The following is a 12,469-nucleotide window of genomic DNA, read 5'->3' on the forward strand; positions in this document are numbered from 1 at the left end:
GCCCCGCCCGCCGACCGTCAGATATCCCGGGGCCACGCCGAAGTGTGGGCCCCCCCCACCGTGGGCGCGGTTCCCCACCTGGAGGACAGCCGCCGCCGGATGACGGAGGAACGACGGTGGCACCGCTGACGACGCGGCCGAGCGGAGAACATGTTCGCACGCTACTGGGCGGGCGCAGGAGCAAAACGGAGTCCGCCCGAGTCCAGCGCCGCGGGCGACACCACGGAGGGAGACCGTCCGAGTGATGCCGCCGTGACTGAGGACGCGGCTGCACTGGTCGCAGTCGCGGTCGGCAACGGGCCTGCCTACGGTGGAGAACAGGACGCGCCGAGGCATCCGGCCTCCGGTTGCGCAACGCGTCGAAGGTACGGTCCTCCAGCATGGGAATCGTTAGGTGGGCCGATGGATCCGGAGGATGGGGCCGGGCGGGCGGACCTTCCCGACCGCAGCCACCGGATCGACGACGAGATGGACCGGATCGTCGGACGTCTACGAGACCTGGCCCACACCCAGCGCCGTTTCCAGGACCTGCTGGACGCAGTGATAGCAGTGAGCCGGGAGCTGGAGCTGCCGGTCGTGCTCCGCCGGGTGATCACCACCGCGATGGGCCTGGTCGACGCCCGATACGGCGCACTCGGCGTGCTCAGCGAGGACGGCGAACACCTGGAGGAGTTCATCCCCGTCGGGCTGAGCGAGCAGCAGGTCGCAGCGCTGGCCGGGGCCGCCCTTCCGCACGGGCGCGGACTCCTGGGACACCTCATCGACCACCCCGAACCGCTGCGCGTCGCGGACATCGGCACCCATCCGGACGCGGTCGGCTTCCCGCCCGGCCGCCCGCCGATGCGGACACTGCTCGGGGTGGCGCTCACCGGACGTGGACGGGTCTACGGCAACCTCTACCTTTGCGAGCGGCGCGACGGACGGCCCTTCGACGGGCACGACCAGGACATCCTCGTGGCGCTCGCCGGCGCGGCCGGCCTCGCCATCGAGAACGCCCGCCTCTACCGGCAGGTCCGCGCCAGCGCCGAGTACTTCCAGCGCCTCCTCCTCCCCCGCCTGCCCGATGTGGCGCCCTTCTCCGTCGCCGCGATCTACCGCCCCGCCGCCACCCCGGACCACGTCGGCGGAGACTGGTACGACGCCCTGATGCTCCCCGACGGCGCCTGCGCCCTGGTCATCGGCGACGTCGCCGGACACGACCTGAAGTCCGCCGCCACCATGGCCCAGACCCGCAACATGCTGCGTGCCCTCCTCTACGACCGCCGCACCCCGCCCAGCGGCGTCCTGACACAGCTCGACCGCACCCTCCAGGCGATCACCGACAACCCGATCACCACCACCTGCCTCGCCAGCATCGAACCCGCCAAGGACGGCTGGACACTCCGCTGGAGCAACGCCGGACACCCGCCACCGCTCCTGATCGGCCCCGACGGCACCGCCCGCTACCTGCAGGCCGACCCCGGCCTGCCCCTCGGCGTCGACCCCGACGTGCCCCGCCCCGACCACAAGCGCCCCCTGCCCGGCAACGCCACTCTCGTGCTCTTCACGGACGGCCTGGTCGAGCACCCCCACCGCTCCCTGGACGCCGGCCTCACCACCCTTGCCCAGGTCGCCTCCGCCCACGCCGCTCTGCCCCTCGAAGACCTGTGCCGGGCCCTGGCCGACGCCCACCTCGCCGATGGACGCGACGACCTCGCCCTGCGCACCCCGCCCACCGCGCCGACCCCCGGGAACACCGGCGACACACTCCCGGGCCCGGGAACAGGACGTACCCTGCCCACGGCGGGCCCGCAGCTCGGTCTCGGCGGTGGTCCTTCAGCGCCTGATCCGGGCCGCTTTCACTCGTGTCCATGACCTCTGCCGCTTCGTGATCCGTAGGGCCTCCGTCTCCGTTCCGCAGCCTCGAAACCCGGAATGCGCCGCCACGGCACGGCACCGCCACTGCCGCACCTGCCCGTGTAGCTCGTCGACGCCCCAGCGGCGACCCCCGGCGGGTGCGGACGGCCAGGGGGCGGTTCGGTCATGAACCGGCTTGCCACCCGTGCGCTTCCCGGTTCACACCTACGACACCGAGACCGGTGTCGCGATGACTGCCCGAATGCTGCGCGAGCTCAGACTGCACGAGGGCTGCGCGGTACGTCTAGGCGGTGGGGACCTCGGCGCGCTCGCCGCCTCTTCCAAGCGGATCCCGGACGCCGCCGGGCTGCCCGAGCTAAGGATCACCGCCAGGGGCGGCACTTGTCGCCGACGACGGTCGACCGATGATGAACCTCTCCACCGGCAAAAGTGACCGTACAAGGGGCCAAGCAGGTCCACCGCGGGCCTGGATTGGTCACCCGACCACGGCCGCTGCACTGCCTCCGGACTGAAGCCAGGGGTGCAGCGTAGGTCCCGCTCCCCCTCGATTCGGCTCGCCTGCCCGGGCCCGGCTGCTCGTGGTGGTGGTGGTGTTCGTGCCGGCGTTCGTGGTGCTGCCGCTGACGCCGGGCCACGGCGAGGGCGGTGAAGCCGGGGCAGGCCGAGCCGAAATCGTCGTCCTGTCAGCATGCTCGACAACGACGCAGCATGGCGCATCGACTACCACATCGCGTCCGCAGGTCTCGCTGCCCGCGCCACCGACGCCACGGTCGAGCGGGCCGCCGCCCACGCCGAGCGCTGGTCCGACCACGCGCCGGTCACCGTGGTCTACGACCACGGGGTCTGACGGCCCGTTTCGGGCCAAGTCCCCGGCGCCCGAAGGGCGTTCTTCGCGGGGAGTCGTCGGGTCCGTCCCCGTGCGGCACGATCGGCGCGAGCGGCGACGGTCGTCGAGGCGGCGTGCGGCGCGCCCTTCAGCCCGTCATCCCTTCAGCACCCCGAGCGGGACCAGCCGGGCGACGATGCGGCTGAGCCCGTTGCGCTCACTGGCGGTGACGACCGCGTCGACGTCCTTGTAGGCCTCCGGCGCCTCCTCCGTCGCACTGCGCCACGAGGTCGGGCGGGCCGACACGCCGGCCGCGACCAGTTCGGCGCGCAGATGGCGGATGTCGATCTCGCGCTGGGCACGGTGGCGGCTCCAGACCCGGCCCGCACCGTGGCAGGAGGAGTCGAACGCCTCGTTCCCCGGCACCCCCGCCAGGACGTAGGACGCCGTGCCCATGGTGCCGGGGACGAAGACCGGCTGCCCCGCCCCGGCGAGGTCGGCCGGCAGGTCCGGGTGGCCCGGCGGCAGAGCCCGGGTGGCGCCCTTGCGATGGACGCAGAGCAGTCGGCGCTCTCCGTCCACCTCCCGGCGTTCCAGCTTGGCCAGGTTGTGCGACACGTCGTAGAGCAGGTCCAGCCCGTGGCCGGTGTGCTCCCGGAACACCGCCCGGGCGGCGTCGGCCAGCAGGTGGCGGTTGGCGCGCGCGTAGTTGGCCGCGGCGGCCATCGCCCCCAGGTAGTCCCGGGCCTCCGGGGAGTCCACCGGGGCGCACGCCAGTTGCCGGTCGGGGACGGAGATCCCCCGGCGGTGCATCACGGCCTCCATCCGCCGGACATGGTCGGTGCAGATCTGGTGGCCCAGGCCGCGCGAGCCGCAGTGGATCATTACGCAGACCTGATCGGTGCGCAGACCGAAAGCCCGGGCGCATGCCTCGTCGTAGATCCGGTCGACGGCCTGGACCTCCAGGAAGTGGTTGGCCGAGCCCAGGCTCCCGACCTGGCCGGCCCCGCGCTCCAGCGCGCGGTCGCCGACCTGCGTCACGTCCGTGACGTCCACCGCCCCGCCGTCCTCGCAGCGATCGAGGTCGCGCGGCACCCCGTGCCCCATGTCCACCAGGTAGCGGGCGCCGCCGCGCAGCAGGTCGGCCAGTTGCCGGCGCCCGGCGGGCCGCCACAGGCAGCCCCGCCCGAGGCCGCGTGGGATCAACGGGTCCAGGCGGTCCATCAGCGCCGGCAGCACCTCGCGCACCGTGTCCCGGTCGAGCTCGCTGGTGAGCAGCCGGACCCCGCAGGAGATGTCGAACCCGACCCCGCCCGGAGACACCACGCCGCCGGCCGCGACCTCCGTGGCCGCCACCCCGCCGATCGGGAAGCCGTAGCCCCAGTGGATGTCGGGCATCGCGTACGAAGCCCGAACGATGCCCGGCAGCGAGGCGACGTTCGCGACCTGTTCGAGCGCGCGGTCGCCCTCGTCGAGCGGCAGCAGCCCGTGCGGGGCGAAGACCACTCCCGGCACCCTCATCGGGCCGCTGCGCTCGATCCGGTAGCGCCAGGGGGTCTCCTCCACCAGTCGGACGTCCATGTCAGCCGATGCCTCCTCGGCCCCGTCACGCTCATGTGCCGTGGTGGCGCCCGTCCGCCGCGTGCCCGGGTGGCGCGCCGGTCAGACGTCCAACGTCACGTGGCACCGCCAGCCCCCCGACGCTTCCCTCGCCATCCGCAGTCCGTGCAGGGACACCGCCTTCGGCACCGCGCCGACCTGCTCGACCAGGGCACTGTCCACCATCGCCAGTCGCATCCGCACGGCCGTCTCCGTGCGCCGGACCGACACCTGGGCCGGCAGCTCCCCGGCCGTCTCCGCCCGGAAGATCATCTCCTCCAGCGCCGAGACCAGCAGCCGCTCGTCGGTGTCGTCGGCCAGCTCGTACTCCCGCTCGGTGCGCAGCGCCCCCGGAGGGATCTCCGCGAAGCCCCCGACCGCCCCGCGGACCGCCTCCGCGACGCACTCCTCCCGCTCCGGGGCCCATGCCTCGACAGCCAGATCCCCGGTGTGCGGCACGGTCCGGTGACCGGTGCCGCCGGGAGCTGCGCCCGGTGCTCCACTCACCCCACCAGTCTTCCCCCCGAACCGGGCCCGGCGGTAGCCCGGGGAACCGGAACGTGCCGCACGGCCGGGTCGGCGCTACGGTCGGCCCATGCGGCACCGCACCACGAGGACCGTCAGCGCGGCCCTGATCGACATCGACGGGGTGCTCACGCTGTCCTGGAAGCCGCTTCCCGGCGCTGTCGAGGCGCTGGAACGGCTCCGGGAGACGGGCCTGCCCTTTCTGCTCCTCACCAACACGACCTCGCGCACCAGGGCCTCGATCGCGACGGCCCTCGCCGGTGCGGGATTCCCGGTCTCGGCCGAGTCCGTCCTCACCGCACCCGGCGCCACCGCGGCCTTCCTGGCGGAGCGCCATCCCGGTGCCCGCTGCATGCTGCTCAACAGCGGTGACGTCCGGGAGGACCTGACCGGGGTGGCCCTGGCCGAGGACGACGAAGCCACGGAGGGGAAGGACGTGGACGTCGTCCTGGTCGGCGGTGCCGGACCCGAATTCGACTATCGCGCCCTCAACCGCGCGTTCGGCCACCTCCAGCGGGGCGCCCGCCTGGTCGCCATGCACCGCAACCTGTACTGGCGCACCGACCGTGGCCTGCAGCTCGACGGCGGCGCCTTCCTGTCCGGCCTGGAGCAGGCCTCGGGTCAGCGGGCCGAGGTGGTCGGCAAACCCGCTGCCGCGTTCTTCACCGGGGCGCTGACCCGGCTGGGAGTCGAGGCGGACCGGGCATTGATGGTGGGCGATGACATCGAGTCCGACGTGCTCGCCGCCCAGCGCTGCGGCATCGGCGGCGTCCTCGTGCGGACCGGGAAGTTCCAGGACCGTGCGCTCCGCGACGCCGACGGAACCCCCGACCACGTCCTCGACTCCATCGCCGATCTGCCGGGCCTGGTGGCGCGGTTGGCCTAGGCACTCCCTTGCGGAAGGAGAGCGCCTGGCGTTGAGGCGTGGACGCCGACGTCGTGGTGCTGTTCCTCTGCGGGGACGTGATGCTCGGGCGCGGTGTGGACCAGATCCTGCCGCACCCGGGTGCTCCGAGGCTGCGGGAGCCGTACGTGCGGGACGCGCGGGACTACGTCGGGTCGGCGGAGGACGTGAACGGCCCGATCCCCCGCCCGGTCGACTTCTCGTGGCCCTGGGGCGAGGCCCTGGCGCTGCTCGACCGGGCCGCGTCCGAGCAGCGGGCCGGCGTCCACGCCGTCTCCGAGGCGTCGAGCGCCGACGCGGTCGGGCTGTCGACCTGGTGCGGCGGGTCAGGCGGCCGGGCGACATCGTGGTCGCCTCGGTCCACTGGGGTTCCAACCGGGGCTACCGGGTCTCCCGGGAACGGGTGCGCCTCGCGCACACACTGATCGACGGCGGTGTCGACGTGGTGCACGGGCACTCCTCGCACCATCCCCGTCCCGTGGAGCTCCACCGCGGAGGGCTGATCCTCTACGGGTGCGGCGACTTCATCGACGACTACGAGGGCATCTCCGGCCACGAGCAGTACCGGGACGACCTGCGGCTGCTGTACTTCGTCTCGGTGGAGCCCGACAGCGGGGAGCTGGTCGGTGCACGGATGGCACCCGCACGGGCTCGCCGGATGCGGCTGGAGCACTCCTCCCCCGAGGACTCGCAGCACCTGCGCGACACCCTGGACCGGATCAGCCGCGGCTCCGGCGTACGCGTGGGTTCCGGGCCGAACGGCATGCCGGCGCTCCGTGCCGCACGGGGAAGGAGGCGTGACGGGAGGACCTCCCGGGGCCCTCCCCCTCCCCCTCCCGCACCCCCGCGAGCGGATCCACGCCCCGCCCTCGGGAGACCCTGCCCGTCATCCGGGTGGGAGGCTGGTAGCAGGGCCTGAGCGCCGACGACGTATCCGAGCACGTGATGCCCACGAGGATTCTGCTGGAGGGGCGCCCCGGCAGCGGGAAGACGACCGCGATCCGCCGGCTGGCGGCGCTGCTGCGCACCCGGGAGGCCGTCGGCTTCACCACGGAGGAGATCCGCGAGGGCGGCGCCCGGGTCGGTTTCGCGTTGGAGACGCTGACGGGCCGGAGAGGTGTGCTCGCCCGGATCGGCTTGCCGGGGCCTTTGCAGGTCGGACGGTACTGCGTCGACACCGGAGTGATGGAACGGCTGGCGGTGCCCTCGCTCGCGAGGCCGCTGGAGCCCGGCACGCTCGTGCTCATCGACGAACTCGGGCGGATGGAACTGGCGTACTCCCCGTTCCGGGACGCCGTCCGGGCAGTGTTCGCGGCCGATGTGGACGTGGTCGCCACCGTGCACGCACAGCACGGCCCCTTCACCGACGTCCTCAAGCGCCGTCCCGACGTCGAGCTGATCCGGCTGACCCGGGCGAACCGGGACCTCCTCCCGGAGCGGCTGGCGACGCGGCTGGAGGGACGGTGAGCGGAACGGTGCCCCACCGGGGCCGGGCTGGCGCCGCGGTCCTCCGACGACGCGACGACTGGCGGGCCGGGCTCCTCACCGCCTCCGACCGGTGGGCCGAGCGCGCCGACCGGTGCGCCGATTGGACCGGCCGCGGCGTGGAGCGGTGCCGCCGATGGGCGCGCGAGGGCTCGCGACGGCCCGGGGAGCTGGCACCGCCGTCGTGGTTCTTCCTCGCCCTGCCGTTCGGCACCAGCTGGTACCGGGTGACGGGTGGCGCTGCGCGGGCCTGGTGCGTACTGGCCCGCCGGGTGTGCCGGGTCGTCGCCGGAGCCCTCTCCGGGGTGCTCACCGCCGTGGCCCTCGTCCTGTCACGGCCGTGACCACCGGACGAGCGTCCACACCGCCTCCCGAAGGCCCACGCCCAGGGTGCCGGAGCGGCCGATGGGGAGCTCCGGCAGTGTGGAGGGGTTCCTGGGTGTTCCGTCCCGGTCCCCGTCCTGGGTCCGCCCCCGTGCCGGTTGCCGTCTCCGCCTGGCTTTCGCCCGGAGGACCGGCACGCGGCCTGAACCACGGCCCACACGTCGATGCCGAGCCGTCGCCCCCTGGATAGACTGACCAAGCGTTCCAGGAACGGACCGGCGCCGGCGGCGGAGCACTCATGCGCCTCGTTGTCGCACCTGTACGCCGCTCTCCGTGACCGCACGGCGATGGCAAGCCTGTCGCGGATGATCCGGCAGCGGGCCATCGATCGGACGGGAGCCCTGCCATGGCGAACACGTCCAGGTCTCCGGACGGCCACGACCCCGAGATCACCCTCCCCGTGTCCGCCCGTGCTCCTTCGCCGTCGTCGGGCTCCCCCGGTGACACCGAGCCGACTGCGGCCAACGACCGGCTGGCGCTCAACGGCATGGGCAGCTTCGACTGGGACCTCGACAAGGGCACCTACCATCTCGACGACGTGGGCCTGGAAGTGTTCGACCTGCGGGCCGACGAGTTCGACGGAGCGCCCGCGTCACTCTCCGCCAGGGTGCTGCCGACGGACAGCGAGCGGCTCGACAGCGCCGTGTCGCTCGCGCTGCGGGAGGGGCACCTGACCTTCGCGTCCTATTTCCGTCTGGTCTGCCGCGACGGGACCCTGCGCTGGGCCCACACGCAGGGGCGCATCCTGCGCGACCCGCAGGCGCACGCGTACCGCATCGTCGGCATCGTCCGCAACGCCGAGGAGGAGCTGGCCCACGCCGAGGGGATGCGTACGCTCGCTGCTGACCGGCGCCGCCAAACCGACTCCGTGCGCGCCACCACCGAGGCCCTCGCCCGCGCCATCACCGTCAGTGACGTGACCAACGTGCTGACCGACAGCGAAGGGCTGCGACGCTTCGGGGCGGACGGGCTGGCCCTCGGGCTGGTGGACGGGGACGTCATGCGCCTCGTCGCCGTGACCGAGCAACCGTCCGCAGAGCTCAGGGCCCGGGACGACCTGTCGCTGACCCACGTGGACGACGGGCTGCCGCTGTCCGAGGCCGTGCTCACCGGGCGCGCGCGATTCGTCGGCACCAGCGAGGAGCTCACCACCCGCTACCCCCGCCTGCTGCCCTACGCCGAGGAGATGGGGATCGAGGCGGCGGCCTTCCTGCCCCTTGCCGCCCAGGCCCGCACCATCGGCGCGCTGGGCCTGTTCTACCGGGACAGGCACCACTTCAGCACCGAGGACCGCAACATCTGCATCGCGCTCAGCAGCGCCGTCGCGCAGTCCCTGCAACGCGCCATGCTCTTCGACCAGGAACGCGAATTCGCGACCACGCTCCAGACCACCATGCTGCCGCGCCGCATACCCGAGATCAACGGCGGTGAGGTGGCCGTCCGCTACCGTGCCGGCCGCAGCGGACGCGAGGTGGGCGGGGACTGGTACGACGTCATCCCCCTGCCGGGTCGGCGGGTGGGTCTCGTGGTCGGCGACGTGGAAGGGCATGACAGCCACGCGGCCGCCATCATGGGTCAGTTGAGGATAGCTCTGCGGGCCTACGCCACCGAGGGGCACACTCCCGCCACGGTCATGGCCCGCGCGTCCAGGTTCCTCGCCGACCTCGACACCGAGCGGTCCGCGACGTGCATCTACGTCGACGCCGACCTGGAGACCGGAACCCTGCGCATGGTGCGGGCCGGCCACCTCGAACCACTCGTGCGAGACAGCACCGGCCGTACCGGCTGGGCCAGCGTCCGCGGTGGCCTGCCGCTCGGCGTGGCCACGGTCTTCAGCCAGGACGGCTACCCCGAGACCCGTCTCGACCTCAACCCCGCAGACACCGTGCTCCTGTGCACCGACGGCATGGTCGAACACCCCGGTCGGGACATCGCGGACGGCATCGAAGCGCTCGCCGCAGCCATGCGCACCGGCCCGCTCGGCACCGAGGCGCTCGCCGACCACCTGTGCGGCGGCCACCCGAGCCGCCTCGGCAGCAGCGACGACGTGGCGCTCCTGCTGTTGCACCGCGCAGCGGAACCCGGCGCCCACGCCACCCGGCAGATGACCCAGCACGTCCACCAGGCAGATCCGGAAGGGCTGGCGGAGACCCGGGCCGTGCTCCGCCAGGCCCTGGCCGCGTGGGGTGCGACCGATCTCGCGTCCGACGTCGAACTCACTGCGGACGAACTGATCACCAACGCCCTGGTCCACACCGACGGGGGCGCACTGCTCACCATCGAACTACGGGCCGGGACCACCCCCTGCATTCGCCTGGAGGTCCAGGACCGCTCCAGCGTCCTGCCGCGCCGCCGGGCCCCCGGCGAGACCGCCACCTCCGGCCGCGGCCTGCTGCTGGTGGACGCCCTCAGCGGGAGCTGGGGCGTGGAGCCGCTCGGCAGCGGAAAGAACGTCTGGTGCGAATTCCCGCTGGCCGGTTGACCATTTGATGGCGGTTCACATCTGCGGCCACTCGTCCATCCACGCGGCCGCTGACGGCTCGACCATGTCCGCCGACCTCCGTGCCGAATCCGCGAGCGCGGCGACAGCCGTCGAGGTGGCGTGCGGCGCGGCCACTGCGGCGGCCCCGGCGACGAAGGACGGCATCGCCGGGTCGCCCTGAAGACACCGCGCCGAGCGTGGAGGGCAAAGCAAGTCAAGCTCCTCGATGATGATTTGACTGATCGTCACCTCCCCCGTTCGACCGGGCAGCCCGGTCCGGGGGCGCACGGTCGATGACCCTCCGGAGGACGAGGCGCAGGGGGTGCGGCAGATGAGACCGTGGTGCCGACGGCCCGGAGCCGGGCCGGAAGGGGGCAGGCACCATGACCATCGTTCAGGCTCGAACACCGTACCGGCGCGGCCGGCTGGGGACGCGGCTCGCCGCCGTCGCCCTGGCCGGTGCTTCCGTCGTCACGCTCGCCCCGACAGCGGCGGTGGCGGCGGGAGGGACGGGCGCATCGGTGTCCGGAACCGGGTCCGTGGAGGAACGACGGCCCCGCGTCGACGGACAGCAGGAGTTGCGGGACCTCGTGGAACGCGGGGGGATGACCGCCGCGCTCGCGGAGATCCGCTTCGGCGGCCGCCCCCAGTGGCGGGGCGCCGCCGGGACCGCCGACCTGGCCACCGGGCAGCCGGCCGGGGCGGACGGCCGGTTCCGGATCGGCAGTGTGACCAAGACCTTCGTGTCGACGGTCGTCCTCCAGCTGGTCGGGGAGGGCCGGCTCGGACTGGACGACCCTGTCGAACGGCACCTGCCGGGGGTCGTCCCGAACGGCGCCGCGATCACCGTCCGGCAGTTGTTGAACCACACCAGCGGCCTGTTCAACTTCCTGGAGGACGATCGGTTCCTGGTCAGGAACGAGGCCGACCTGCAGGACTTCGCGTACGGAAGGTGGCGGTACAGGGACTACAGCCCTCAGCAGCTGGCGGCGATCTCCGCCGAGCACACGCCGTACTTCGCGCCCGGGCAGGGCTGGCACTACTCCAACACCAACTACGTCCTCGCCGGGATGATCATCCAGAAGATCACCGGGCACAGCTGGCAGCGCGAGGTCGAGCGCCGGATCGTGCGGCCCCTGCACCTGGACGACACGACGTTCCCCGGCTCCGAGACCGGCCTCGGCGGTCCGCACGCCCACGCGTACCTCGACATGCCGGCAGGGCCGGCCGACATCACCCGGCTCGACCCGACCGTCGTGGACGCGGCCGGCAACGGCATCTCCACCACCGCCGACCTCAACCGCTTCCACGCCGCGCTGTTCGGCGGGAAGCTGCTGCGGCCGGCCGAGATGGCCGCGCTGACGGACACGGTGCCGACCACGATCGAGGGCGCGCGGTACGGGCTCGGCGTGGTCCGGATCGACCTGGGCCCGGGCTGCGAGGCGGCCTGGGGCCACGACGGGAGCCTCCCCGGCTGGAGCACCCTCCTGCTCGGCAGCCGGGACGGACGGCGGCAGTTCGCGCTGTCGACCAACCCGTACGTGGGCAAGGACGCCTCGGCGAGCGGGGATGCGATCGGCTCGCTCGTGGCCAAGACGCTGTGCGACCCGGGGACGGGCGCGAACGCCGTCGCGGGTTCCACCGCCGGAGCGGCTCCGGTTCCGAGGACCGTCCCCCGGACCGGCCCGGACCTCCGCGTCGAGGGCGGCGGCCCGGCCGCCCGCTGAACCCGGTCGAGGACTACCACGACACGCTGGGTCCGTCCTTCCACCGGACGGCCCCGCTTCCACGGACAGCAGGGCGGAGACCTGCCGGGGACCGTCCGCGGCCTCCGAACCGGAGACCGCGGACGTGCAGTGGCTCACCGACGACGCCAGGGCCACGTACTTCGTCGACGTCCACCGGTTCGGCCGCAAGCTCCTGCTCTGTCGGGGCATCGAGGACAACGGCAGCGACCCGTCCGTTGACTTCTCCTCCCCCACCTGGACGGGCAAACGGGACGGCCTCCGCCCGGACAGCCCGGGCCTGCCGTCGGACCGCCCCGTCGTGGACCCGACCGTCAGCACCGCGAACCCCCGGCGCGCCCACTCCACCCACGACGTCGGCCAGAGCGCCTCGCTGTACCACCCGCTGGGCGGACCGGTCACCGGCACCACCGACGACTACGCCTTCCGCCGGCAGTTCGACGCCCCGACCAGGGCACTGGCCCTCGCTTTCACCATCGCGTCCGCAGGTCTCGCTGCCCGCGCCACCGACGCCACGGTCGAGCGTGCCGCCTCCCACCCCGAGCGCTGGTCCGGACCACGCCCCCGTGACCGTGCACTACGACCAGAAGTTCTGACCGGCCCTTGACGGGCACGTCCCCGGCGCACGCCGGGGACTTCGGCCGGTGGCGGGAGCGCTGACC

10 protein-coding genes and 2 pseudogenes are annotated in these 12,469 nt (G+C 73.1%); 9 read left to right on the plus strand and 3 right to left on the minus strand.

The features are described from left to right. Positions 1-468 precede the first annotated feature (468 nt). Positions 469-1,854, plus strand: a complete 1,386-nt coding sequence (locus tag ACFV0G_RS05480; protein ID WP_380542050.1) for a PP2C family protein-serine/threonine phosphatase — start codon at positions 469-471, stop codon at positions 1,852-1,854. A 697-nt stretch (positions 1,855-2,551) separates the two neighbouring features. Further along, positions 2,552-2,704, plus strand: a pseudogene (locus tag ACFV0G_RS05485) (exodeoxyribonuclease III); the annotation flags it as partial. Between the two features lie 135 nt (positions 2,705-2,839). Here ACFV0G_RS05485 and ACFV0G_RS05490 read toward each other — a convergent pair. Continuing rightward, on the minus strand, positions 2,840-4,264 hold the full coding sequence (locus ACFV0G_RS05490) for an RtcB family protein (protein WP_380542017.1): 1,425 nt from the start codon (positions 4,262-4,264) through the stop codon (positions 2,840-2,842). An 81-nt stretch (positions 4,265-4,345) separates the two neighbouring features. Continuing rightward, positions 4,346-4,789: an archease gene (locus ACFV0G_RS05495; RefSeq protein WP_380542020.1), complete on the minus strand. Its 444-nt coding sequence runs from the start codon at positions 4,787-4,789 to the stop codon at positions 4,346-4,348. An 88-nt stretch (positions 4,790-4,877) separates the two neighbouring features. On the opposite strand from ACFV0G_RS05495, the gene ACFV0G_RS05500 reads away from it, so the two are divergent. The 5 genes and pseudogenes from ACFV0G_RS05500 to ACFV0G_RS05520 all read left to right on the plus strand — a co-directional run bounded on the left by ACFV0G_RS05500 (position 4,878) and on the right by ACFV0G_RS05520 (position 10,062). Continuing rightward, positions 4,878-5,693: an HAD-IIA family hydrolase gene (locus ACFV0G_RS05500; RefSeq protein WP_380542023.1), complete on the plus strand. Its 816-nt coding sequence runs from the start codon at positions 4,878-4,880 to the stop codon at positions 5,691-5,693. A 38-nt stretch (positions 5,694-5,731) separates the two neighbouring features. Further along, positions 5,732-6,489: pseudogene (locus ACFV0G_RS05505) on the plus strand (CapA family protein); the annotation flags it as partial. Positions 6,490-6,656: 167 nt separating this feature from the next. Next, positions 6,657-7,178, plus strand: a complete 522-nt coding sequence (locus ACFV0G_RS05510; protein ID WP_380542026.1) for a nucleoside-triphosphatase — start codon at positions 6,657-6,659, stop codon at positions 7,176-7,178. Then, on the plus strand, positions 7,175-7,540 hold the full coding sequence (locus ACFV0G_RS05515) for a hypothetical protein (RefSeq protein WP_380542029.1): 366 nt from the start codon (positions 7,175-7,177) through the stop codon (positions 7,538-7,540). The genes ACFV0G_RS05510 and ACFV0G_RS05515 overlap by 4 nt, the downstream gene beginning before the upstream one ends. 386 nt (positions 7,541-7,926) lie before the next feature. Next, entirely contained in the window at positions 7,927-10,062 is a 2,136-nt protein-coding gene (locus ACFV0G_RS05520; RefSeq protein WP_380542032.1) for a SpoIIE family protein phosphatase, read from the plus strand. A gap of 15 nt (positions 10,063-10,077) precedes the next feature. On the opposite strand, the gene ACFV0G_RS05525 is transcribed toward ACFV0G_RS05520, so the two are convergent. Further along, the gene (locus ACFV0G_RS05525; protein WP_380542035.1) at positions 10,078-10,311 is read right to left on the minus strand and encodes a hypothetical protein; all 234 of its coding nucleotides are present in this window, start codon (positions 10,309-10,311) and stop codon (positions 10,078-10,080) included. 134 nt (positions 10,312-10,445) lie between these two features. On the opposite strand from ACFV0G_RS05525, the gene ACFV0G_RS05530 reads away from it, so the two are divergent. Together ACFV0G_RS05530 and ACFV0G_RS05535 are read left to right on the plus strand one after the other, a co-directional pair. Continuing rightward, positions 10,446-11,789, plus strand: coding sequence for a serine hydrolase domain-containing protein (locus tag ACFV0G_RS05530; RefSeq protein WP_380542038.1), 1,344 nt, complete (start codon positions 10,446-10,448; stop codon positions 11,787-11,789). A 124-nt stretch (positions 11,790-11,913) separates the two neighbouring features. Then, positions 11,914-12,414 carry a hypothetical protein gene (locus tag ACFV0G_RS05535; RefSeq protein WP_380542041.1) on the plus strand — a complete coding sequence of 167 codons (501 nt, stop codon included), beginning with the start codon at positions 11,914-11,916 and terminating at the stop codon, positions 12,412-12,414. Positions 12,415-12,469: the final 55 nt, after the last annotated feature.

Origin of the sequence: Kitasatospora sp. NPDC059571 (genome assembly GCF_042735675.1) — a bacterium.
Classification (GTDB): Bacteria; Actinomycetota; Actinomycetes; order Streptomycetales; family Streptomycetaceae; genus Kitasatospora.

What these genes read in the sequence shown, in the direction of transcription:
- ACFV0G_RS05480 (WP_380542050.1), top strand. Translation starts at nt 469, where the DNA reads ATGGACCGGATCGTCGGACGTCTACGAGACCTGGCCCACACCCAGCGC.
- ACFV0G_RS05490 (WP_380542017.1), bottom strand. Translation starts at nt 4,264, where the DNA reads ATGGACGTCCGACTGGTGGAGGAGACCCCCTGGCGCTACCGGATCGAG.
- ACFV0G_RS05500 (WP_380542023.1), top strand. Translation starts at nt 4,878, where the DNA reads ATGCGGCACCGCACCACGAGGACCGTCAGCGCGGCCCTGATCGACATC.
- ACFV0G_RS05510 (WP_380542026.1), top strand. Translation starts at nt 6,657, where the DNA reads ATGCCCACGAGGATTCTGCTGGAGGGGCGCCCCGGCAGCGGGAAGACG.
- ACFV0G_RS05520 (WP_380542032.1), top strand. Translation starts at nt 7,927, where the DNA reads ATGGCGAACACGTCCAGGTCTCCGGACGGCCACGACCCCGAGATCACC.
- ACFV0G_RS05530 (WP_380542038.1), top strand. Translation starts at nt 10,446, where the DNA reads ATGACCATCGTTCAGGCTCGAACACCGTACCGGCGCGGCCGGCTGGGG.